The sequence below is a fragment of the Enterococcus sp. 7F3_DIV0205 genome (assembly GCF_002141365.2).
Taxonomy (GTDB): Bacteria; Bacillota; Bacilli; order Lactobacillales; family Enterococcaceae; genus Enterococcus_L; species Enterococcus_L palustris.
In genome coordinates, this window is the sequence record NZ_CP147244.1 from 537,007 (window position 1) to 559,360 (window position 22,354).

Consider the following 22,354-nt stretch of genomic DNA (forward strand, 5'->3'; position numbering starts at 1 on the left):
AAGATGAATACAACTCAATCTTTATGGTCAAAATTACTAGTAACCATCATTTATGTTGTAATGCTTGGCACAAATGCAGCGGCTGTTTTATTGCCTCTAAATGGGATGACAACAAAAGAAGTTTCTGATTCTTATCCTAATTTGTTCGCACCAGCAGGTTTAACGTTTGCTATTTGGTCAGTGATTTATTTGTTACTTGGGGGATTTGTTATTTATCAATGGTTTAAACCAGCAGAGCGCTCAATTTTAGCTGATCAGAAAAACGGCAGAAAATTAAGAAATTTATTTATCGTTTCTTCTATATTGAATAGTGTTTGGTTATTGGCGTGGCAGTATCTGTATATTGATTTGTCAGTTGTGATCATGTTGGCGTTGCTGATTGTGTTGATTTACATGAATCGTATGTTAGCAAATGCAACATTGACTAAAAAAGATTCGATATTTTTGAGATTACCATTCAGTGTTTATTTTGGCTGGATCACAATTGCAACTATTGCAAATATAACAGCCTTTTTAGTGGATAAGAATAGTAAGTTTCTTCAAAATAATCAAGTGTTGTGGACGGTCATCATACTGATTATGGGTTTAATGATTATTAGCATAACAATTATTCGTAATCATGATATCGCCTATGGTTTAGCGACTTTGTGGGCTTATTACGGGATTTTGAACAAACATCAAGCTGCAGATGGGTGGAATGGTGCTTATCCGGTTATTATTACGACAGTTAGTATTTGCCTTGTTATTTTGGCAATTATCTGTATCTATGAAATGGTTTTATTCTTTAAAAGAAAAAAGAGTGTCGTCTAGTATAGGTTTCTTGGTCTGCTTCTGTTAAAATAATAATGAAATCAACTATAGGTGGCTAAGCAAATGGATAACGAAACGACAAATACAAGAGCTAAAATCATCCAAGTCGCAACAAGGCTGTTCATGGATAATGGGTATCAAAGTACTTCAACAAGACAAATCGCGCAGTTGGCTGAAGTGACACAGCCAAATTTATACCATCATTTTAAAAATAAAGAAGCGGTTTATGTCGGAGTGATCGAAAGTTTATTACATGATGTAAACGAGGAATTGCTTAAAATTGTGGACAACCAAGAACTTGAAACAATTAGTAAGTTACAAAAGTTTGCGGAGTGTTTGAAAACACAACATCCTTTCGATTTTGATTTGATGATGCATGATTTTAGAACGAAGTTGACTACAAAGACCCAAGTAAAATTATTTTCACTCTGGAATCAGTCTTATAAGGCACCATTGTTAAGTCTATTTGAAGAAAGTGATTTCTCACTACGTATGGGCGTATCATCTGAGGTTGCAGCTGCGCATTTTCTTAATACGCTTTCTCCTTATATAAAAACAGAACAAAATAGTTCAGCGTTGAGCATTGCTCAAGTGGTAGATCTCTTTATTTTCGGAATTTCAACAAACAAACCATAAAAATAAGAAGCCATGCAAACTTCACTTTGCATGGCTTCTTATTTTTATGTTACTTTCTATTTTGTTTCCCAGCATTTCTTCCTTTGTTAGAAGCATTTTTTTGAACTGATGCTTTTGGCATAGATTTTTCTGCTGTTGGCGTTACATCTTTACGAGGTGTAACGACTTGTTTAGGTGGATTTTGTTTTAATTCTTCTGCTACTTGAGCCTTAATCCTTGGTTTTAAGAATTTATTTGTGATCAATGTTTGGATACTGCTGAAAATCCCACCAACAACCCAATACAAGGTTACGCCAGCTGGAGAGCTGATTGACATGAATACGATCATTAATGGTGATACGATCAGCATTGATTTCATTGTTTTCTTTTGTTCTTCTGGAATACCGATCGTAGAAAGATACCCTTGAAGTAAATAGGCTACACCTGCTAAAACAACAAATATAATACTTGGTTGTCCAAGGTTGACACCGAAAAACGAGGCATCGCCGATTCCTTTTGTATAACGTGCAGCAAAAAATAAAGCAGAGAAGATTGGCATTTGAATCAATAACGGTAGACAGCCGATGCCACCCATCATACTCATATTATTTTCTTTGTAGACTTGTTGCATTTCAGCTTGAGCTTGCATTTGTTCTTCACGAGTTGTTGCTTCTTTGACTTTTGCTTGAACTGCATCAATTTGAGGCTTGATCGCTTGCATTTTTTCCGTTTGAATCATGCTTTTTTTTGATTGGTTCAAGCCCAGTGGCATAATGATCAGTCGAACAATGATCGTGATAAAAATGATTGCCCAGCCATAATTCCAATTGAAGTTATCAACAAGATATGTAATGGCACTGCTCATAGGTTTCACTAATAAATTATAGATGATCCCTTCACCAGTTGGTTGACCATCTGATCCTGTCTTTACACATCCTGATAAAAATAGTACTAAAGTAAATAGACCAGAGCTCAGTAGCCACTTATTTAATTTTCTCATTTTATTCTGTCCTTTTCTAAAAAATTTGCACAAGGTTAACTATACTTGAAAAAGCGTTTTTTTTCAATAAAAAATAGAAGAATCCGTCTCAAGGCTGAGTAAGATTCTTCTTGTTTTAAATCAGTTTGTCACTTTGAAGTTTGTATAGTCTTCAATCAAAGGGTCTTCTTGAATGTCTACGTAAGTCACACGACCCGCAGGGCTAGGAGAATCTTTGATTTTTTGGATGAATTTGGACATAGAATCATCCTCACCTAAAGATTCAATCGAAACGGAACCGTCGTCTTCATTTTTTACCGTTCCACAAATTCCTAGTTCATCCGCAACCATTTTAGTCATATAGCGAAAACCAACACCTTGAACTCTTCCTTGTACATTCATGCGAACTTTTCTCATTGATGACCACCTCGCTTTTAATTAAATCCATGATATCGATTTTTTTAGCTTCTGGCAAGTAAGTCGTGACTGTCTGATTAAAAAAATCATGCTATAATAACAAGGTGAGGTGTAGAAATGAAAGAAATTTTATCGACAAAAAATGTAATGATCAAGGAATTCAAAAAATTACATAAGAAAAAGTATAGGGAAGAAAAAAAACAGTATATTATCGAAGGATTTCATTTGATCGAAGAAGCAGTTAAAGCGAATGAACAAATCAACTGGATACTTTGCAATCAACGTGGAAAAAATGAATGGTCTGTTTGGCTAGAGCAACAGCCAGAGGAAATAGTTATCAATGTATCTGATGAAGTCTTGGCGGTTCTTTCGGAGCTACCAACACCACAAGGGATGATTGCCATTGTTGAGATGCCAAAATATGAGAACAATATACAGTTTTCAGGAAGTTGGTTACTATTAGATAACGTGCAGGATCCCGGCAATGTAGGCACGATGATTCGGACAGCAGATGCTGCGGGTCTTTCAGGTGTAGTTTTAGGTGACGGAAGTTCAGATATTTATAATACCAAAGTGCTTCGGGCGATGCAGGGAAGTAACTACCACTTGCCTGTTATACGGAAACCATTAGCTGCAATTATTGATGAATTTAAAAAAAAGCAAATCCCAGTTTATGGAACGGAACTAAATCCAGAGGCAGTTTCGTATAAGACAATAGTTAGGGCCAATGATTATGCATTAATTATGGGAAACGAAGGAAGAGGTGTCTCACCAGAGTTTTTAGAGATGACAGACCAAAATATTTATATTCCAATTAAAGGATCTGCAGAATCGCTGAATGTAGCGATTGCCGCTGGGATTTTAATGTATCATCTATCTGAGTGAGTGTGCAATAGGCTGTGACAACTAAAATTTTCTGAAGAAAAATAAAGCATAGATGGTTAAAGAAGCATCCTACGAGAATTTTTAGTATCAATACTTTATAGAATAGATAGAAAACTTGTTGAAATTGTAAAAGTTCTGTTGTATAATAACAAAGGTGTTATTTTTCAGGATTTCTGGAAAATACATCAAATCCACATTTTCAGTATATTTTTTGTGAGGTGCTATAGAAATATAGTTCACAAGGGAGCTTAAAACTGGAAAGAGGGAACAAATAAAAACCAAATTGGAGGAAACAACCCATGGCAGTAATTTCTATGAAACAATTACTAGAAGCCGGCGTACACTTTGGACACCAAACTCGTCGCTGGAACCCAAAAATGAAGAAATACATCTTCACAGAAAGAAACGGAATCTACATCATTGACTTACAAAAAACAGTCAAATTAGTAGATGCTGCTTACGATTACATGAAAAATGTTGCTGAAGACGGCGGCGTTGCATTATTCGTAGGAACTAAAAAACAAGCACAAGAAGCGATCAAAGACGAAGCGATTCGTTCAGGTCAATACTTTGTTAATCACCGTTGGTTAGGTGGAACTTTAACTAACTGGGATACTATCCAAAAACGTATCAAACGTTTGAAAGATATCAATAAAATGGAAGAAGACGGAACATTCGAAGTTCTTCCTAAAAAAGAAGTTGTTGGTTTAAACAAACAACGTGAACGTCTTGAAAAATTCTTAGGTGGTATCCAAGATATGCCTAGAATTCCAGATGTTATGTATATTGTTGATCCTCGTAAAGAGCGTATTGCTGTTCAAGAAGCACAAAAATTGAACATCCCAATCGTTGCGATGGTTGATACAAACTGTGATCCAGATGAAATCGATGTAGTAATTCCATCAAATGACGATGCAATTCGTGCGGTTAAATTGATCACTGCTAAAATGGCTGATGCTTTCATCGAAGGAAACCAAGGTGAAGATCAAGCTGTTGAAGAAATCTTTGTTGAAGAAGCACCAGAAGCAGCAACTTCAATCGAAGAAATCGTTGATGTTGTTGAAGGCAGCAACGATTCAGCAGAATAATTTAAAATAACGGAGCTGTCTCGAAGGCTAGGCGAAAAAAAGCCTGATTCTCCTTTGAGATAGCTTTTTTAAAACAAATTTTATGATTAATTATCTAGCTTCGTGTGCTAGCTCCTCAGAAAAAAGATAAAATATACCTGCGACAAAAAACGTCACAAATATATTTTCCCATTTTTCAGTCGGAGTTGGACGAGCCCACTACGCTTTTAAAACTTAGGAGGAACAAAAAAATGGCAGATATTTCAGCAAAATTAGTTAAAGAACTACGCGACATGACTGGTGTCGGTATGATGGATGCAAAAAGAGCATTAGTAGAAGTAGAAGGTAACATGGAAGCGGCTGTTGATTACCTACGCGAAAAAGGTATGGCTAAAGCAGCTAAGAAAAATGACCGTGTTGCAGCTGAAGGTTTAGCAAACGTTGCTTCAAACGGAAACTTTGCAGCGATCGTTGAAGTAAACTCAGAAACAGACTTCGTTTCTAAAAACGAAATGTTCCAAGATTTAGTTAAAAAAATCGCTACTGAGATTGCTACTAACAAACCAGCAAACATGGAAGAAGCTTTAGCTCTTAAAACAGACAAAGGTACTTTAGAAACTGAATTGATCGAAGCAACAACTGTTATCGGAGAAAAGATCAGCTTCCGTCGTTTTGAATTAGTAGAAAAAGATGACAATGCTGCCTTTGGTGCTTATTTACACATGGGTGGACGTATTGCCGTATTGACAGTATTAGAAGGAACAACTGACGAAGAAGTGGCGAAAGACGTTGCAATGCACGTAGCCGCTATCAACCCACGTTACGTAAACGAATCTCAAATTCCACAAGAAGAATTAGAACATGAAAAAGCAATTCTTTCTGAACAAGCTTTAAACGAAGGCAAACCAGCTAATATCGTTGATAAAATGGTTGTTGGACGTCTAAACAAATTTAAAGCTGAAATTTCATTAGTGGATCAACCATTTGTTAAAGATCCAGATATGACAGTTGAAAAATATGTAGCATCTAAAGGCGCATCAGTTAAATCATTTATCCGCTTTGAAGTTGGCGAAGGAATCGAAAAACGTGAAGATAACTTTGCGGATGAAGTAATGAGCCAAATCAAAAAATAAATCTGTTACTTATGTAACAGTTGGGAACGCATTGATATGCGCTCCCTTTTTTTAGGCAAATCAAAAGAAATAGTCTGGCAGAATACCCAGAGTATGTTAAAATGTTCTTAGACAAATGGTGGAGGGAAATCAAAAATGGTAAAACCTAAATATCAACGCGTTGTATTAAAGTTAAGTGGCGAAGCTTTGGCCGGAGAAGAAGGGTTTGGAATTAAACCTCCAACAATCAAAGAGATTGTAGAAGAAATCAAAGAAGTTCATGAACTAGGAATTGAAATGGCGATCGTTGTTGGCGGTGGAAATATCTGGCGTGGACAAATTGGTGCACAAATGGGTATGGAACGTGCTCAAGCTGATTATATGGGAATGCTTGCAACAGTGATGAATGCTTTAGCACTACAAGACACTTTAGAAAACTTAGGCGTTCCAACACGTGTTCAAACTTCTATTGAGATGCGTCAAATTGCAGAACCATACATTCGACGACGTGCAGAACGTCACTTAGAAAAAGGCCGTATCGTTATTTTTGCTGGTGGAACGGGAAATCCATATTTCTCAACGGACACAACTGCAGCTTTGCGAGCAGCAGAAATTGATGCAGATGTGATTTTAATGGCTAAGAACAATGTTGATGGGGTATATTCTGCGGATCCTAAATTAGATGCAAATGCAGTCAAATTTGAAGAATTGACCCATTTAGATGTCATTTCAAAAGGATTACAAGTAATGGATTCAACAGCAAGCTCACTAAGTATGGATAATGATATTCCATTAGTGGTTTTCAATTTAAATGAAACAGGAAATATTCGCCGTGCTTGTCTAGGTGAAAATATTGGAACAACCGTAAGGGGGAAATAAAAAATGAGTGGAACTGTATTAGCAACAGCAAAAGAAAAAATGAGTAAAGCAGAACAGAGTTTACAACGTGAATTAGGACAAATTCGTGCAGGACGTGCCAATGCAAGTCTTCTTGATCGTATTCAAGTAGATTATTACGGGGCGCTTACACCAGTTAACCAACTTGCAGGGATCAACATCCCAGAAGCACGTGTATTAATGATTACACCTTTTGACAAAAATTCACTTGAAGATATCGAAAAAGCAATTCAAGCTAGCGATATCGGAATCAGCCCAACAAATGATGGTACTGTGATTCGCTTAGTAATTCCGCAACTGACGGAAGAACGTCGTAAAGAATTAGCAAAAGATGTGAAAAAAGCTGCTGAAAATGCTAAAATTGCTGTTCGTAATATTCGTCGTGACGCTATCGATGAGTTGAAAAAACAACAAAAAAGTAATGATATCACTGAGGATGAGCTACGTAATTTAGAAAAAGAAGCTCAAAAATTAACAGATGATAGCGTGAAAAATATTGATACTATCACTTCAGAAAAAGAAAAAGAGCTTTTAGAAGTTTAATTACATTAGATTTAAATAAAAACAACAAAAAATCGGACTTTAACTAGCGAGATTTCTTGTTGTTTTTTTGTTTAATTTAAGAAAAGTGTTATTTTAATTATATAAAACATTTAATTATAAAATTATAATCTATAGAAATTGTAAGTTTAAGCGTGTGTATGAAAAAACACCTTGTTAAACCTTGGGCGTTATGGAATAATAGTACTAGTTATATTTTTCTTAAAGGGAGATGAGAAAGTGAATTTTATCAAACGTGCATTATGTAGTGTCACTAGAAAAAAAGGGAAGTCACTCATTTTATTTGCAGTGATATTTGTATTGGGCAATGTAATCGCAGGATCAATTGCGATTCAGCAGTCTACGCAAAATGTTGAAAAAAGTGTCAAAAAACAATTAGGTGGTACGGCTACTATTCAACTTGATTACGAAAACAATCAAGATGAATTTGCAAAAGAAGATCTTAAAATTGAGCAACTTAAAGTAGATTTAATGAAAAAAATAGGTGATTCTCCTTATGTAAAATACTACGATTACAACGCTGTAACAATGATACAGACAAAAAATCTAAAAAGTGCTTCATTAGATTCAGAGCAATCTGGCGGAATGATGGAGGGCGTTACATTAAAAGGATCAAATTATCCTAAAATATTAGACGTTGAAGAAAAAAACATTAAATTAGTTGAGGGAAAAGTGTTCACTCAAGAAGATATTGACAATGGCAAAAATGTTGGATTAATTTCTTCAAAGGTTGCAGAAGAAAATGGACTATCAATCGGTGATCAAATGGTCATGGACAGTAGAGCCTTTGATTACACTGAGTCTGGTGAAGAAAAGGAAATATTTAAAATAGATATTCCTATCGAAATCATAGGGATTTTTGAACCTACAACAGTAGAAATGAAAGACAAAGAAAATAAGAAAAATGATGAGCAAAACATGAATCAACAATTTATGTCATTGCAACAACTCAATACGGTTTATTTACCAAATAAAACAGTATTGGAGATCAATAAAGACTATTTGGAAAAATTGAAAAAAGCTGATCCTAACAGTCCTTTTTTATCAGATGAAAACCAAGAAGAATATTATACACCTGTCTATGTATTAAATAGTCCAGATGATGTAGAGGCGTTTAAAGAAGAGACACAGCCTTTGTTACCGAAACTATATACAGTGAAAGCTTCAACTGACCAATACGAACAAATTGGTGGAAGTATGAAGAAAATGTCACAAATTTCAGGTTATGTTGTTATGATTGCTGTTATAGCGACATTACTGATCATTTCTCTTGTTGTATTATTATTTATGCGTGATCGTAAACATGAATTAGGAATTTACCTATCGTTAGGAGATAAACGAAGCCATGTGATGGGACAGATTATGATAGAAATGCTGATCATAAGCGGAATTGCATTGATTCTTTCACTGATTACTGGTAATTTCTTAGGCAAAATGGTTTCAGAATCATTACTGAACAGTGATATTTTAAACAGCGCAAATGATCAAATGAATATGTTTATGGGATTTGACGGCTTAGGATCAACAGAACTTACAACTGACGACATCATGAATGCTTATGAAGTGAAATTCTCATTAGGTTATATTGTCACTTATTTAGTTGTTGGCTTAGGCACAGTGTTGTTAGCAGCGATCTTACCATTGTTGTACATTGTTCGCTTGAATCCAAAGAAAATTATGATGTAGGAGGTAAGGGAAATGGCAATTTTAGAAACAAAGAATCTTAGTTATTTTTATCAAGATGGCGATCAGCGTCGTTTTATTTTAAAAGATACCAGTGTTTCCTTTGATCAAGGAAAGTTTTATACTATTTTAGGTCAATCTGGTTCGGGGAAAACAACATTTCTTTCTTTGATCAGTGCTTTGGACACGCCAAAAGAAGGCCAAGTTCTGTTGAATGGAAAAGATATTAAAACGATTGGTTATGAGAAATATCGCCGTGATGAAATTAGTATTATTTTTCAGAGTTATAACTTAGTCCCTTATCTAACTGCATTAGAAAATGTATTGGTAGCAATGTCCATCACTGATAATGAGCTTCCGCCTAACCAAAAAGAAGTGGCCTATAATCTTTTGGATTATATCGGTATCACGAGTGAAAAGGCTGATCGTCTTGTAAATCAGCTTTCAGGTGGCGAACAACAACGTGTTGCAATCGCACGAGCACTAGCAACAAACGTTGATGTTATTTTAGCGGATGAACCAACTGGTAATTTAGATGAAGGAATGGAACAAGAGATTGTCGATATCTTTCAAAATCTTGCAAAAGTGCATAATAAATGTGTTATTGTTGTGACGCACTCGAATGATATCGCTGAGCAATCTGATGAGACCTATTACCTGAAAAAAGGTGTGTTAAAAAAGTATGAGTGATTTTCTATCAAATTTCAGCGGGGATAACTATGAAAAGACCCGTCAAGAAAAGAATAAGCAAAAAGATGAAATGAGCAAGCCTGACTCAACAAAAAAATCAAGGTCAGTCAAAATGCCGTCAAGTAGAGAAAAACAGATTGAGGAGCAAGTGGAAAGTACTTCTCAGGTTTCTTTTGGACCTCAAAATAGTCCAGAAAATATGTTAAAAGCTACCCAAACAACGGTAAGCAATTCTAATGTGGAAACTGAAACAGAGAATCCAGAAGAGTTGATTTATACAAAAAAACGCTCTAAAAAGAAAAAATACGAACCAAAAAATGAGTCAAAGAAAGTAGCAAGTGAGTTGCCTACTACAACACCAGTGAATCAGTCGAAGAACCCAGAAGAAGTGATCGAAACAGATCCAACATACAAAAAGAAAAAAATCAAAAAGTTCATCTATATCGGCTTGGGGAGTTTAGTAGCAGTTTCATTATTATACTTTGGATATTATCAAATGACACACGTAAAAGTCCCAGACTTTGAAGGAAAAGAGCTATCTGAAGTTCGTGAATGGACAGCAGAAAATGGTGTGAAACTTCAAGTAGAGCAAAAATATGACTTTAACAAAGAAGCAAATGTAATCATTCACCAGGCTGTAAAAAATAAGAACATTAAAAAAGGCAAAGAGTTAGTTGTTGACGCTAGTTTAGGAGCTGATCCGGAGGAATCCGTATCATTGCCGGACTTTAAACCAATGAAACTTAAAGATGCGAAAAGTTGGATAAGTGAGCATAAAGCTGATAATATTGCAATTATTGAAGAATATAGTGATACAGTACCAGCGGGTGACTTTATAAAATTTGAAATAACGAATAAAGATGTAAAAGCTGAAAATTACAAACGGAAAGACAAAGCAAAAATATATTTTTCTAAAGGAAAAGAAGTTTTTGAAAAAGACATCTCAGTACCTGATTTTGCTAGTAAAACAAAAGAAGAAGCTACAGAATGGGCAAAGAAAAATGAGATTACACTAAAAGTAGAAGAGTCGGATTCAGACACTGTTGAGAACGGAAAAATCATTTCGCAAAGCATTGGAAAAGACACGAAAATCGCTAAAAAAGAAACAATGTCGATCACTGTTTCAACAGGTAAAGCTTTAGTAGTCCCTGACTTTTCACAATATACAGCAGAAGAAGCAGAAGCGAAGGCCAATGGGTTACAAGTGCAAGTCAAGCAAGTATTCAATGACGATGTTCCCTATGGTCGATTTATTAGCCAATCCGTAGAAGTCGGGAAGAAATATACGGAAAAAGATGAAAAACCAGTAATCCAGGTAGTTTATTCATTTGGAAAACCGTACATTAAAGATTTACGCGACAATACCTTAGAAGGAGATCTACAAAAGATTTTCTATGACGAATATCAATCGAAGGGCGCTAATATTACTTATCAAGTTTATTATGTAGATTCAACGGTAACAAAAGGAACTGTTGTTAATATGAGTCAATATAATGAATTTGTTCCGAGTAACTCGGTTGTTCAAATCGGAATTAGTAAGGGGAATCTAAAGCCTGAAGAAAACAAACCATCTGAAAAAGAAGAGTGATTTGATGATCAGAGTTAGTAAAAAGAGCTACTTTTTACTAAGAGGTTGAGGCAGAACGGTTAAATTCCAAAAGAGTTTCTTCTATTTCCACTATTTATTCGGATTTTTCGAGACTGGTGTGTAACTCGATGAGTTATGCCTCAGTCTTTCTTTTTTTGTTTTTAAGGTAAAAAAAAGGGGAAAGAGAGCAATTTTTTAATCCTATTAAGCTTAATATATAGAGGAATTAACGTAATTTAGCTATAAAATGATTAAATAATGTCGAAATTTTTTCATTTGCATAGGTTTTTCTTAAAGATATTGCTATAATAGTCTAGACAGATTTTTGAAATGGAGGGAAAAATATGTTACGTTTTTTTCCGCAAAAAAATAAATACATACAAGCAGAGAGCAAATTTACTTTTAACAATGAAGGACCAATTCCAAAGCATGTCGCTGTCATTATGGATGGCAATGGACGTTGGGCGCAAAATCGGCGGTTGCCGAGAATTGCTGGACATAAAGAAGGAATGAACACTGTCAAAAAAATTACGAAGCATGCTAGTAAATTAGGCATCAAGGTTCTGACTTTATATGCATTTTCGACTGAAAATTGGAAACGACCAACAGATGAAGTAAGCTTTTTAATGCAGTTACCTGTAGACTTTTTCGATACTTTTGTCCCTGAATTGATTAAAGAAAATGTAAAAGTACACGTAATGGGGTACAAAGAGTTTTTGCCAGAGCATACGCAAGATGCTGTGGAACGTGCAATTGAACAGACAAAAGACAACACAGGTATGGTTTTGAATTTTGCTTTAAACTATGGTTCGCGAGCTGAAATTGTCACAGCGATAAAAGACATCGCTGAAAAAGCGGCAAATAGCGAACTTTCTGCGGAAGATATTACGGAAACGACTATTGCCGATCACTTGATGACGGGTTTTTTACCAGAAGATTTAAGAGATCCAGAATTATTGATTCGAACTAGTGGGGAAGAACGAATCAGCAATTTTTTACTTTGGCAGATTGCCTATAGCGAATTGTTTTTTACCGATGCATTGTGGCCGGATTTCAATAGTGAATTATTAGAAAGTGCTCTAGCATCATTTCAAAATAGAAATCGCCGATTTGGTGGTTTAAAAGAATCAGAGGAGGAATAAAAATGAGACAGCGCGTTATTACAGCAGCCGTAGCATTAGTTGTTTTTATACCGATCATTTGGTATGGAGAATTTGTGATCGAATTAGCAGCTGCACTCTTAGCAGTTGTTGGAGTTTATGAGCTATTTAGAATGAAAGGCTTGGAAATTGCCAGTTTTGAAGGAGTTCTTTCAGCTTTAGGAGCAGTATTTTTAGTTTTACCGAAAGATCGTTGGTTTTTCTTTTTACCGGAAAAGGCAGATAATTTTATTTTATTTTATCTAACGGTCATGATATTACTTGGTGGCTTAGTTGCTTCAAAAAATATGTATACCATTTCCCAAGCGGGGTTTCCAGTCATTACAAGTCTATATGTTGGGGTTGGTTTTCAAAATTTTGTGAGCGCTAGACATACTGGTTTTGTTGTTTTACTGTATGCATTATTTGTTGTTTGGTCAACGGATATCGGTGCTTATTTCATCGGAAAAAGATTTGGCAAAAGAAAATTATGGCCAGAAGTTTCACCTAATAAAACGATTGAAGGCTCATTAGGAGGAATCCTTAGTGCCGTAGTGGTATCGTTTTTATTCTTAACACTGACGCCTAATAAAGAATTATTTGTTTACAATTTACCAATTATGCTACTTATAACCGTCGTTTTCTCAATTGTTGGTCAATTTGGTGATTTAGTTGAATCGTCTATCAAACGCCACTACGACGTAAAAGATTCTGGGAATATCTTACCAGGACATGGTGGGATATTAGACCGTTTTGACAGCTTACTTTTTGTTTTTCCAATCATGCATTTATTCGGACTATTTTAATTTCTAAACAAGAAGGGAAGGTGAAAAACTCTGAATGATCAGGGTTTTTCTTTTTACTATGAAAAAAATCGCGTTGTTAGGTGCTACCGGTTCTATCGGTTCAAGCACAGTGGCTGTGGTTACAGCATATCCCGAGTTATTTCAAGTTGTATCATTGACGTTTCATTCGAATTATGAAAAAGGGGTAGAAGTGATCGAACAATTACAGCCACAATACGTAGGTGTGGGATCAGAATCAATGAAAATAAAACTAGCTAAGCGTTTCCCTAAAGTAGAATTTGGGGTAGGCGAAGAAGGCTTAGTAAAAGCTGCTACTTTGGCAGAGGCAGAGGTTGTATTAACAGCTGTTTCTGGAAGTGTCGGGTTAGCCCCTACAATGGCGGCCATAGCATTAGGGAAAGATATTGCTTTAGCTAACAAAGAAACATTGGTTATGGCAGGCCAGTGGGTTATGGAAGCTGCAGAAAAAAATAATGTCAGTATAGTACCTGTCGATAGTGAGCATTCCGCAATATTTCAATGTCTAGAAGGGCAAAAAAAAGAGAATGTAAAAGAGTTAGTGGTCACAGCTTCAGGAGGCAGTTTTAGAGAGTTGACTCGAGAAGAGCTGAAATATGTGACCTTGGAGCAAGCATTGAAACATCCAAACTGGTCAATGGGTAAAAAAATTACAATAGATTCAGCAACAATGATGAATAAAGGGTTAGAAGTTATTGAAGCCCATTGGTTATTTGGTACAGATTATGATAAAATAAAAGTTGTTTTACATAAAGAAAGTATTGTTCATTCGATGATCGTTTTAACTGATGGTGCATACTTAGCACAATTGGGACCTAGTGATATGCGAGAACCGATTCAATATGCGTTGACTTATCCAGATCGTCTACCAATTAAAGATGAGAAATCATTTGATTTGACGCAGATTAGTCAGCTGAATTTTGAAACGATGGATTTTGACCGTTTCCCAATGTTAGCATTAGCATATACCGTAGGGAAAAAAGGTGGCGCCTATCCTACTGTTTACAATGCAGCAAATGAAATTGCTGCAACGTCATTCATTGATGGAAAAATTTCATATTTACAAATTGAACAATTGGTTCAAAGAGCAGTTGAAAATTACAAGGAAACTACCGAAGTCACTTTGGAAGAAGTGATCGCGATCGATAAACAAACAAGAATTATTGTAGAAAGATGGATAAAGGAAGAAGGTCGGTTATGAAAACAATCATTACATTTATTATTGTCTTTGGGATTCTTGTCTTAGTGCATGAATTTGGCCATTTTTTCTTCGCAAAGCGTTCAGGTATATTAGTACGTGAATTTGCGATTGGCATGGGACCAAAGATTTTTGCTCATCAAGGAAAAGACGGAACTGCTTATACGATTCGGATTTTACCAATTGGTGGTTATGTTCGTATGGCCGGTATGGGAGAAGATGAAACGGAGCTTGCCCCCGGTATGACTCTTTCTGTTGAGTTGAATGAACAGGAAGAAGTCGTAAAAATCAACACAAGTAAAAAAGTACAATTGACAAATAGTGTTCCGATGGAAATGTTGGAAGCAGATTTGGAAAAAGAATTATTTATTAAAGGCTATGTTAATGGAAATGAGTCTGAAGAAGTTACGTATAAAGTCAATCATGATGCGACCATTATTGAACAAGATGGAACAGAAGTTAGAATCGCACCTATTGATGTGCAGTTTCAATCAGCGAAGCTTTGGCAACGGATGCTAACAAATTTTGCAGGTCCGATGAATAATTTTATTCTAGCATTTGTATTGTTTACCCTCTATGTTTTTATGCAAGGTGGAGTAACTTACACAAATACAAATTTAATCGGTGGTATCCAACCAGATAGCCCAGCAGAAAAAGCTAGCTTAAAAGCAGATGATAGAATCGTATCGATTGACGGCAAATCAGTTAACGATTGGGAAGACTTCACAAAGATTATTCAAGATAGTCCAGAAAAAGAATTGAATCTGATGGTAGAATCAGGTGGAAAAACTAGAGAGGTAGATATAACACCTAAAAGTCAAAAATCTGGTAAACAGGAAATTGGCGTTATCGGTATCTTGCCTCCTAAAAAAACTGGGCTAGCAGATAAATTGGTTGGTGGTGTTCAAACGACACTAAGCAGTTCTATGCAGATTTTTAAAGCTCTTAAATCATTATTTACCGGATTCAGTTTGGATAAATTGGGTGGCCCAGTAATGATGTTCCAGATGTCTTCAGAAGCGTCAAAAGCAGGATTAAATACTGTGATATGGTTAATGGCTATGCTATCAGTCAATCTTGGGATCATTAATTTGCTGCCAATCCCAGCCTTGGATGGCGGTAAGATCGTTTTGAATATTTTAGAAGGTCTTAGAGGTAAGCCTTTAAGTCAAGAAAAAGAAGGTCTACTAACACTGATCGGTTTTGGGTTCATTATGTTATTGATGGTGTTGGTGACATGGAATGATATTCAACGTTTTTTCTTTTAAATTACTAATTGTATTTTATAACGAATCACTTGAGGAGATTTAATAATTCGTTTAAACAAAGGAGAGTTCTAATGAAACAATCAAAAATGTTAATCCCAACTTTACGAGAGGTACCAAATGATGCAGAGGTTTTAAGTCATCAAATGTTGTTGAGAGCAGGTTATATTCGCCAAGTCTCAGCAGGGATTTACTCTTATTTACCATTAGCAAATCGAGTACTAGAAAAATTAAAGAAAATCATGCGAGAAGAATTCGATAAGATTGACGCAATTGAAATGTTGATGCCAGCGTTACTTCCTGCAGAATTATGGAAAGAGTCTGGGCGTTATGAAACATATGGGCCAAACCTTTATCGTTTAAAAGACCGCAATGATCGTGATTACATTCTTGGACCAACTCATGAAGAGACCTTTACTGAATTGATTCGTGATGAGGTAAATTCTTATAAACGTCTACCATTGAATTTATACCAAATTCAAACAAAATACCGTGATGAAAAGCGTCCGCGTTTTGGTTTGCTAAGAGGTAGAGAGTTTATTATGAAAGATGGGTATTCTTTCCACGCGGATGAAGAAAGTTTAGATCAATCGTATCGTGATTATGAAAAAGCCTATTCAGCTATTTTTGAACGCTGTGGTCTAGATTTTAGAGCTATCATTGGTGATGGTGGTGCTATGGGTGGGAAAGATTCTAAAGAATTTATGGCAATCTCTGATATTGGTGAAGATACAATTTGTTTCTCAACTGAGGGTGATTATGCTGCAAACTTAGAAATGGCAACTAGCCTATACACACCTAAAAAATCACACGAAACACAATTGGATATTGAAAAAGTAGCAACTCCAGATGTTGGTTCAATCGAACAAGTTGCAGCATTTTTCAATGTTGAGCCACAACGTATCATTAAATCTGTTTTGTTTATGGCTGACGAAGAGCCAGTTTTAGTACTAGTTCGTGGTGATCACGAAGTAAACGACGTGAAGTTGAAAAACTTCTTAGGCGTTGATTTCTTGGAAGAAGCAACGGATGAAGATGCACGTAAGTATTTAGGTGCTGATTTTGGTTCAGTTGGACCAGTCGACTTATCAGAAGATGTGAAATTATTTGCAGATCTTCATGTCCAAGATTTGGCAAATGCAATTACCGGGGCGAATGAAACTGGTTTCCATCTAAGCAATGTTAATCCAGGACGTGATTTTACACCGATCAGTTATGAAGACTTGAGATTTGTACAAGAGGGTGACCCGTCACCGGATGGCAATGGTGTTTTAGAATTTACCAAGGGAATTGAGATCGGTCATATCTTCAAACTTGGTACGCGCTATAGTGAATCAATGGGTGCGACCGTTTTAGATGAGAATGGTAGAGAAAAGCATGTAATCATGGGTTGCTATGGAATCGGCGTAAGCCGCCTCCTTTCAGCAATCGTAGAACAAAATATCGATGAAAATGGCATTAATTGGCCAGCTGGTATTTCACCATTTGATTTACATGTTGTTCAAATGAACATAAAAGATGAATATCAAATAAAACTAGCTCAAGAAGTGGAAGAAATGATGTCTGTTGCTGGTTATGAAGTGTTAGTAGATGACCGGAATGAACGTGCAGGTGTAAAATTTGCGGATGCTGATTTGATTGGTTGTCCGATTCGAATCACTGTTGGTAAGAAAGCAGTTGATGGTGTTGTGGAAGTCAAAATCAAAAAAACAGGTGAAATGGTTGAGGTTCGTAAAGAAGAACTTGAAAGCACCTTATCTATTTTATTGAACGCTGACAAAGAATAAGTTTAAAACATTTACGAAATCGATTATTGATTGGATTTCGTAAATGTTTTCTTTTAAGAGTAATCTGAACAAATTTTTTTCCGATCAGATAGTTGTTTGTTGGGTTTACATTGTATTTCATTAGAGAAAATAGTATACTTAACGATGGCGAGGCACTTGGCAGAAATGTTTAAGGGCCTCTTTCTTATCAAGATACCCAGTATAAGTCTGGTGAAATTTAAATAGAACTAGCTTTGTGAGTTGCTCTTCTGAGGAAAATAGTATCATAGCCATTTCATAGGTGATTTTTTCGGAAGAAAGCTACATATGTCTGGGGGGAATACACCTCAGGTATCCTATTTGCCTGTGAGAAGAAACTCGTTTAGCTTTTAATTAGGAGGTTCATTTAGTGACAGAAAAAGCACAAGAATTATTTGCAAAGTTGATAGATCAAATTCAATTAAATGAACAAGAAAGGCAGCATCCTCTGATCCAACAAGGAAGAATAGAGAAAGTTGTTGTGCACCAGCAAAGTCGTTTGTGGGAATTTCATCTAGGATTCGCTGAAATATTACCTGTGATGTTGTATCAATCATTTATGCAGCAGTTAGAGCTTGCATTTCAGCAAATTGCAAGTGTGTCTGTAAAAATTTCAGCTGATAAAAATGAATTTACAGAGGAACAACTTATTGATTACTGGCAGTTGGCATTATTGAATGGTCAATGTGACACACCTCTCGTTCAACGGGTAATCAAGACTCAGACCCCAATTGTTGAAGATAAAAAAATTATTTTGCCTGTCGATAATGAAGCGGTCATTCCGTATTTAAAACAACAATATTTACCAATTATCGAAGAGCTTTATATCAATTACGGTTTTCAGAAGTTTCACATCGAACCTAAGATGGATGAGCAACAGGCCAAGCGTGTACTAGCTTTATTTGAAGAGCGGAAACAAGAGCAAGATGCTGCATTTCAACAGCAAGCAGCAGAATCGCTGATTAAGCATGAGCAAAAGAAAAAACAACAGCAGCAACAAGGACCAGCACTCGAAGGACCGATTCGTTTGGGAAGGAATATTCCAAATGACGAACCGATCATGCCGATGGGCAATATTTTAGAAGAAGAACGTCGAGTGACGATTGAAGGATTTGTTTTCGATGTTGAAGTACGTGAATTACGTTCTAAACGAAAAATTCTGATTTTAAAAATTACCGATTATACATCATCATTCATCGTTAAAAAATTCTCGAATGGTGAAAAAGATGAACAGATATTTGATGCGATTCAAAAGAATAGCTGGGTTCGAGTTCGTGGAAGTATTCAAGAAGATACTTTTATGCGTGATTTAGTAATGAACTGTCAAGATTTGATGGAAGTAAAACATGCACCGCGTAAAGACTATGCACCAGAAGGCGATAAACGCGTTGAACTTCATTTACACAGCAATATGAGTACAATGGATGCCACTAATAATGTTGCTGATTTTGTTGCTCAAGCAGGGAAATGGGGACACAAAGCCATTGCGATTACTGATCATGGTGGAGCTCAAGGGTTTCCAGATGCCCATAGTGCTGGGAAGAAAGCTGGAGTCAAAATTTTATATGGTGTAGAAGCTAACGTCGTAGATGATGGTGTACCGATTGCGTATAACGAAGCGCGCATTGAGTTAAGTGATGCAACTTATGTGGTATTTGACGTGGAGACAACTGGATTATCAGCTGTTTATGATACGATCATCGAGTTAGCTGCTGTAAAAATGCACAAGGGAAATATTATCGATACATTTGAACAATTCATCGATCCAGGTCATCCACTATCTCAAACCACGATTAATTTAACTGGGATCACAGATGAAATGGTACGAGGCTCAAAATCAGAAGAAGAAGTACTTCGTTTATTTAGAGAGTTCTCAGAAGGCACGATTTTAGTTGCCCACAATGCTTCGTTTGATATGGGCTTCTTAAATACAAGTTATGGGAAATATAACATTCCGGAAGCAGAGAATCCGGTCATCGATACATTAGAATTGTCACGTTATTTACACCCCACATTTAAAAGTCATCGTCTAAACACGCTGTCTAAGAAGTTTGGCGTTAATTTAGAACAACATCACCGGGCTATTTATGATTCAGAATCAACAGGTCATTTATGCTGGATTTTCTTAAAAGATGCTAAAGAAAACCATAACATGAATTACCATGACGAGTTGAACATGCATATAGGTGAAGGTGATTCTTACAAACGTGCTAGACCATTTCACGCTACGATTTTAGCAACGACACAAGCTGGTTTGAAGAATCTGTTTAAATTGATTTCAATGTCTAACATCAATTACTTTTTCAGGATTCCTCGAATTCCCCGCTCTCAGTTAAGTAAATTGCGGGAAGGCTTGATTATTGGTTCGGCGTGTTCAAACGGTGAAATTTTTGAAGCTATGATGCAAAAAGGGGTAGAAGAAGCTAAGAATCGCGCAAAGTTTTATGATTATATTGAAGTCATGCCTAAAGCTGTGTATGCACCATTACTTGAGCAGGAATTGGTGAAAAGCGAGGCTGATTTAGAAGAAATTATTACTAATTTAGTGAAAATCGGTGATGAATTAGAGAAACCTGTCGTAGCCACTGGGAATGTCCACTATCTAAATGAGGAAGATAGTATCTATCGTAAAATTCTGGTTGGTTCTATGGGTGGGGCAAATCCATTGAATCGTCATAGCTTACCAGCTGTTCATTTTAGAACAACGGATGAAATGTTGACAGCTTTTCAATTTTTAGGCGAAGAGACGGCCCACCGATTAGTCGTAGAAAATCCTAATGCAATTGCTGATATGTGTGAGGAAATCACGCCAGTTAAAGATGATCTATATACTCCAAAAATTCCGGGGTCGGAAGATGAGATCCGAAATTTAAGTTATACTCGTGCGAAAGAGCTTTATGGTGATCCTTTACCTGATATCGTTGAAAAACGATTAAAAAAAGAATTGGATAGTATTATTGGCAATGGATTTTCGGTAATTTATTTGATTTCGCAAAAATTAGTGCATAAAAGTATGGAAGATGGGTATCTAGTTGGTTCCCGTGGATCCGTGGGTTCAAGTTTTGTGGCGACGATGACTGGTATTACAGAAGTCAATCCTTTAGCACCTCATTATCATTGTATCAATTGTCAGCATTCTGAATTTTTTGAGGATGGATCATATGGTTCTGGTTTTGATATGCCGGAGAAAAACTGTCCAAACTGCGGTCAGAGATTGTTCAAAGACGGTCACGATATTCCATTTGAAACCTTTTTAGGGTTCCATGGGGACAAAGTACCCGATATCGATTTGAACTTTTCTGGTGATTATCAGGCTGAGGCTCATAACTACACTAAAGTGTTGTTTGGTGAAGAATATGTTTATCGTGCTGGAACGATCGGTACAGTCGCTGATAAGACAGCTTATGGATTCGTTAAGGGGTATGAACGTGATCATAATCTTCATTTTAGAGGAGCCGAAGTAGATCGTTTGGCAAAAGGTTCAACAGGTGTAAAAAGAACGACTGGACAGCATCCAGGAGGAATTATTGTTATTCCTGATTATATGGATGTGTATGATTTTACACCGATACAATATCCAGCAGATGATCAAAATTCTGAATGGAAAACGACTCACTTTGATTTCCATTCAATCCATGATAATATTTTGAAACTCGATATTCTAGGACACGATGATCCCACTGTTATTCGGATGTTACAAGACTTATCTGGAATTGACCCTAAAACCATACCAACAGATGATCCGGAAATGATGCGGATTTTTGCAGGACCAGAAGTTCTTGGCGTGACACCAGAGCAAATTTATTCTAAGACGGGAACTTTAGGAATACCTGAGTTTGGTACTCGTTTTGTAAGGGGAATGCTGGAAGAGACACATCCATCGACTTTTGCTGAACTACTTCAAATATCTGGTTTATCTCATGGTACTGACGTTTGGTTGGGGAATGCTGAGGAACTGATCCGAAGAGGAGAAGCAACACTTGCCGAAGTGATTGGTTGTCGTGATGATATCATGGTTTATTTGATCCATTCAGGATTAGATAGCGGGATGGCATTTAAAATCATGGAAACTGTGCGTAAAGGGCTCTGGAATAAAATTCCTGATGAGTTAAGAGAAGAATATCTGACTGCAATGAAAGAAAATAACGTTCCAGATTGGTATATAGATTCTTGTTCAAAAATCAAATATATGTTTCCAAAGGCCCATGCAGCAGCCTACGTTTTAATGGCCTTACGTGTTGCGTACTTTAAAGTATACTTCCCGATTTTATACTATTGTGCTTATTTCTCTGTTCGTGCGGATGATTTTGATCTAGTTGCAATGTCGCAAGGAAAAGAAGCCGTAAAAGCTCGGATGAAAGAGATTCAAGACAAAGGATTGGAAGCATCAACAAAAGAAAAAAATCTGTTAACAGTTTTAGAACTTGCCAACGAAATGATCGAGCGAGGATTTAAATTTGGTATGATCGATTTATATAAATCAGACGCAGAGAATTTTGTGATTGATGGTGATACGTTGATTGCTCCCTTTAGAGCTGTTCCTAGTTTGGGACTTAACGTGGCTAAATCGATTGTAGAAGCAAGAGATGAACCTTTCTTGTCTAAAGAAGACCTTGCAAGTCGAGGAAAAGTATCTAAAACATTGATTGAATATATGACTGAAAATGGCGTGTTAAAAGATTTACCTGATGAAAACCAATTGTCATTATTTGATATGCTATAAAAATAATGGAATGCATAGAGTAAAACCTATGTATTCCATTTATTTATTCTTCAATTTAGATTCAAAAAAGTATTTCCACCTAATAATTTAATGAAA

The 22,354-nt window shown here is 36.2% G+C and carries 18 protein-coding genes; 16 read left to right on the top strand and 2 right to left on the bottom strand.

Annotated elements, in window-relative coordinates; all coding sequences use genetic code 11:
- The first annotated feature begins 3 nt into the window (after window positions 1-3).
- Complete coding sequence (locus A5821_RS02505; protein ID WP_086312931.1) at window positions 4-810, top strand: tryptophan-rich sensory protein; 807 nt, start codon at window positions 4-6, stop codon at window positions 808-810.
- Between the two features lie 63 nt (window positions 811-873).
- Window positions 874-1,446: a TetR/AcrR family transcriptional regulator gene (locus A5821_RS02510; RefSeq protein ID WP_086312932.1), complete on the top strand. Its 573-nt coding sequence runs from the start codon at window positions 874-876 to the stop codon at window positions 1,444-1,446.
- Between the two features lie 49 nt (window positions 1,447-1,495).
- On the opposite strand, the gene yidC is transcribed toward A5821_RS02510, so the two are convergent.
- Window positions 1,496-2,425: a membrane protein insertase YidC gene (yidC, locus tag A5821_RS02515; protein WP_086312933.1), complete on the bottom strand. Its 930-nt coding sequence runs from the start codon at window positions 2,423-2,425 to the stop codon at window positions 1,496-1,498.
- A 120-nt stretch (window positions 2,426-2,545) separates the two neighbouring features.
- A complete protein-coding gene (locus tag A5821_RS02520) occupies window positions 2,546-2,821 on the bottom strand; it encodes an acylphosphatase (protein ID WP_086312934.1) in 276 nt (91 codons plus the stop codon).
- Between the two features lie 117 nt (window positions 2,822-2,938).
- On the opposite strand from A5821_RS02520, the gene A5821_RS02525 reads away from it, so the two are divergent.
- The 14 genes from A5821_RS02525 to A5821_RS02590 all read left to right on the top strand — a co-directional run bounded on the left by A5821_RS02525 (window position 2,939) and on the right by A5821_RS02590 (window position 22,258).
- A complete protein-coding gene (locus A5821_RS02525; protein ID WP_086312935.1) occupies window positions 2,939-3,706 on the top strand; it encodes a TrmH family RNA methyltransferase in 768 nt (255 codons plus the stop codon).
- 299 nt (window positions 3,707-4,005) lie between these two features.
- Window positions 4,006-4,794: a 30S ribosomal protein S2 gene (rpsB, locus tag A5821_RS02530; protein ID WP_069640757.1), complete on the top strand. Its 789-nt coding sequence runs from the start codon at window positions 4,006-4,008 to the stop codon at window positions 4,792-4,794.
- Between the two features lie 230 nt (window positions 4,795-5,024).
- On the top strand, window positions 5,025-5,906 hold the full coding sequence (tsf, locus tag A5821_RS02535) for a translation elongation factor Ts (RefSeq protein WP_086312936.1): 882 nt from the start codon (window positions 5,025-5,027) through the stop codon (window positions 5,904-5,906).
- A 135-nt stretch (window positions 5,907-6,041) separates the two neighbouring features.
- On the top strand, window positions 6,042-6,764 hold the full coding sequence (gene pyrH / locus A5821_RS02540) for a UMP kinase (RefSeq protein WP_010761216.1): 723 nt from the start codon (window positions 6,042-6,044) through the stop codon (window positions 6,762-6,764).
- Between the two features lie 3 nt (window positions 6,765-6,767).
- The gene (frr, locus tag A5821_RS02545) at window positions 6,768-7,325 is read left to right on the top strand and encodes a ribosome recycling factor (protein ID WP_071877310.1); all 558 of its coding nucleotides are present in this window, start codon (window positions 6,768-6,770) and stop codon (window positions 7,323-7,325) included.
- A 237-nt stretch (window positions 7,326-7,562) separates the two neighbouring features.
- Window positions 7,563-9,029, top strand: coding sequence for an ABC transporter permease (locus tag A5821_RS02550; protein ID WP_086312937.1), 1,467 nt, complete (start codon window positions 7,563-7,565; stop codon window positions 9,027-9,029).
- 12 nt (window positions 9,030-9,041) lie between these two features.
- Window positions 9,042-9,716, top strand: coding sequence for an ABC transporter ATP-binding protein (locus A5821_RS02555; protein ID WP_086312938.1), 675 nt, complete (start codon window positions 9,042-9,044; stop codon window positions 9,714-9,716).
- Entirely contained in the window at window positions 9,709-11,304 is a 1,596-nt protein-coding gene (locus A5821_RS02560; RefSeq protein ID WP_086312939.1) for a PASTA domain-containing protein, read from the top strand. The genes A5821_RS02555 and A5821_RS02560 overlap by 8 nt, the downstream gene beginning before the upstream one ends.
- 344 nt (window positions 11,305-11,648) lie before the next feature.
- A complete protein-coding gene (locus tag A5821_RS02565; protein ID WP_086312940.1) occupies window positions 11,649-12,446 on the top strand; it encodes an isoprenyl transferase in 798 nt (265 codons plus the stop codon).
- A gap of 2 nt (window positions 12,447-12,448) precedes the next feature.
- Window positions 12,449-13,249 carry a phosphatidate cytidylyltransferase gene (locus A5821_RS02570; protein ID WP_086312941.1) on the top strand — a complete coding sequence of 267 codons (801 nt, stop codon included), beginning with the start codon at window positions 12,449-12,451 and terminating at the stop codon, window positions 13,247-13,249.
- 34 nt (window positions 13,250-13,283) lie between these two features.
- Window positions 13,284-14,468, top strand: a complete 1,185-nt coding sequence (locus tag A5821_RS02575) for a 1-deoxy-D-xylulose-5-phosphate reductoisomerase (protein WP_086312942.1) — start codon at window positions 13,284-13,286, stop codon at window positions 14,466-14,468.
- The gene (gene rseP / locus A5821_RS02580) at window positions 14,465-15,733 is read left to right on the top strand and encodes an RIP metalloprotease RseP (protein ID WP_086312943.1); all 1,269 of its coding nucleotides are present in this window, start codon (window positions 14,465-14,467) and stop codon (window positions 15,731-15,733) included. The genes A5821_RS02575 and rseP overlap by 4 nt, the downstream gene beginning before the upstream one ends.
- A gap of 71 nt (window positions 15,734-15,804) precedes the next feature.
- Window positions 15,805-17,517 (top strand): proline--tRNA ligase, encoded by a 1,713-nt coding sequence (locus A5821_RS02585; protein WP_086312944.1) that lies wholly within the window; start codon window positions 15,805-15,807, stop codon window positions 17,515-17,517.
- A 388-nt stretch (window positions 17,518-17,905) separates the two neighbouring features.
- Window positions 17,906-22,258 carry a PolC-type DNA polymerase III gene (locus A5821_RS02590; RefSeq protein ID WP_086312945.1) on the top strand — a complete coding sequence of 1,451 codons (4,353 nt, stop codon included), beginning with the start codon at window positions 17,906-17,908 and terminating at the stop codon, window positions 22,256-22,258.
- Window positions 22,259-22,354 lie beyond the last annotated feature (96 nt).

What these genes read in the sequence shown, in the direction of transcription:
- A5821_RS02505 (WP_086312931.1), top strand. Translation starts at nt 4, where the DNA reads ATGAATACAACTCAATCTTTATGGTCAAAATTACTAGTAACCATCATT.
- A5821_RS02510 (WP_086312932.1), top strand. Translation starts at nt 874, where the DNA reads ATGGATAACGAAACGACAAATACAAGAGCTAAAATCATCCAAGTCGCA.
- yidC (WP_086312933.1), bottom strand. Translation starts at nt 2,425, where the DNA reads ATGAGAAAATTAAATAAGTGGCTACTGAGCTCTGGTCTATTTACTTTA.
- A5821_RS02520 (WP_086312934.1), bottom strand. Translation starts at nt 2,821, where the DNA reads ATGAGAAAAGTTCGCATGAATGTACAAGGAAGAGTTCAAGGTGTTGGT.
- A5821_RS02525 (WP_086312935.1), top strand. Translation starts at nt 2,939, where the DNA reads ATGAAAGAAATTTTATCGACAAAAAATGTAATGATCAAGGAATTCAAA.
- rpsB (WP_069640757.1), top strand. Translation starts at nt 4,006, where the DNA reads ATGGCAGTAATTTCTATGAAACAATTACTAGAAGCCGGCGTACACTTT.
- tsf (WP_086312936.1), top strand. Translation starts at nt 5,025, where the DNA reads ATGGCAGATATTTCAGCAAAATTAGTTAAAGAACTACGCGACATGACT.
- pyrH (WP_010761216.1), top strand. Translation starts at nt 6,042, where the DNA reads ATGGTAAAACCTAAATATCAACGCGTTGTATTAAAGTTAAGTGGCGAA.
- frr (WP_071877310.1), top strand. Translation starts at nt 6,768, where the DNA reads ATGAGTGGAACTGTATTAGCAACAGCAAAAGAAAAAATGAGTAAAGCA.
- A5821_RS02555 (WP_086312938.1), top strand. Translation starts at nt 9,042, where the DNA reads ATGGCAATTTTAGAAACAAAGAATCTTAGTTATTTTTATCAAGATGGC.
- A5821_RS02560 (WP_086312939.1), top strand. Translation starts at nt 9,709, where the DNA reads ATGAGTGATTTTCTATCAAATTTCAGCGGGGATAACTATGAAAAGACC.
- A5821_RS02565 (WP_086312940.1), top strand. Translation starts at nt 11,649, where the DNA reads ATGTTACGTTTTTTTCCGCAAAAAAATAAATACATACAAGCAGAGAGC.
- A5821_RS02570 (WP_086312941.1), top strand. Translation starts at nt 12,449, where the DNA reads ATGAGACAGCGCGTTATTACAGCAGCCGTAGCATTAGTTGTTTTTATA.
- A5821_RS02575 (WP_086312942.1), top strand. Translation starts at nt 13,284, where the DNA reads ATGATCAGGGTTTTTCTTTTTACTATGAAAAAAATCGCGTTGTTAGGT.
- rseP (WP_086312943.1), top strand. Translation starts at nt 14,465, where the DNA reads ATGAAAACAATCATTACATTTATTATTGTCTTTGGGATTCTTGTCTTA.
- A5821_RS02585 (WP_086312944.1), top strand. Translation starts at nt 15,805, where the DNA reads ATGAAACAATCAAAAATGTTAATCCCAACTTTACGAGAGGTACCAAAT.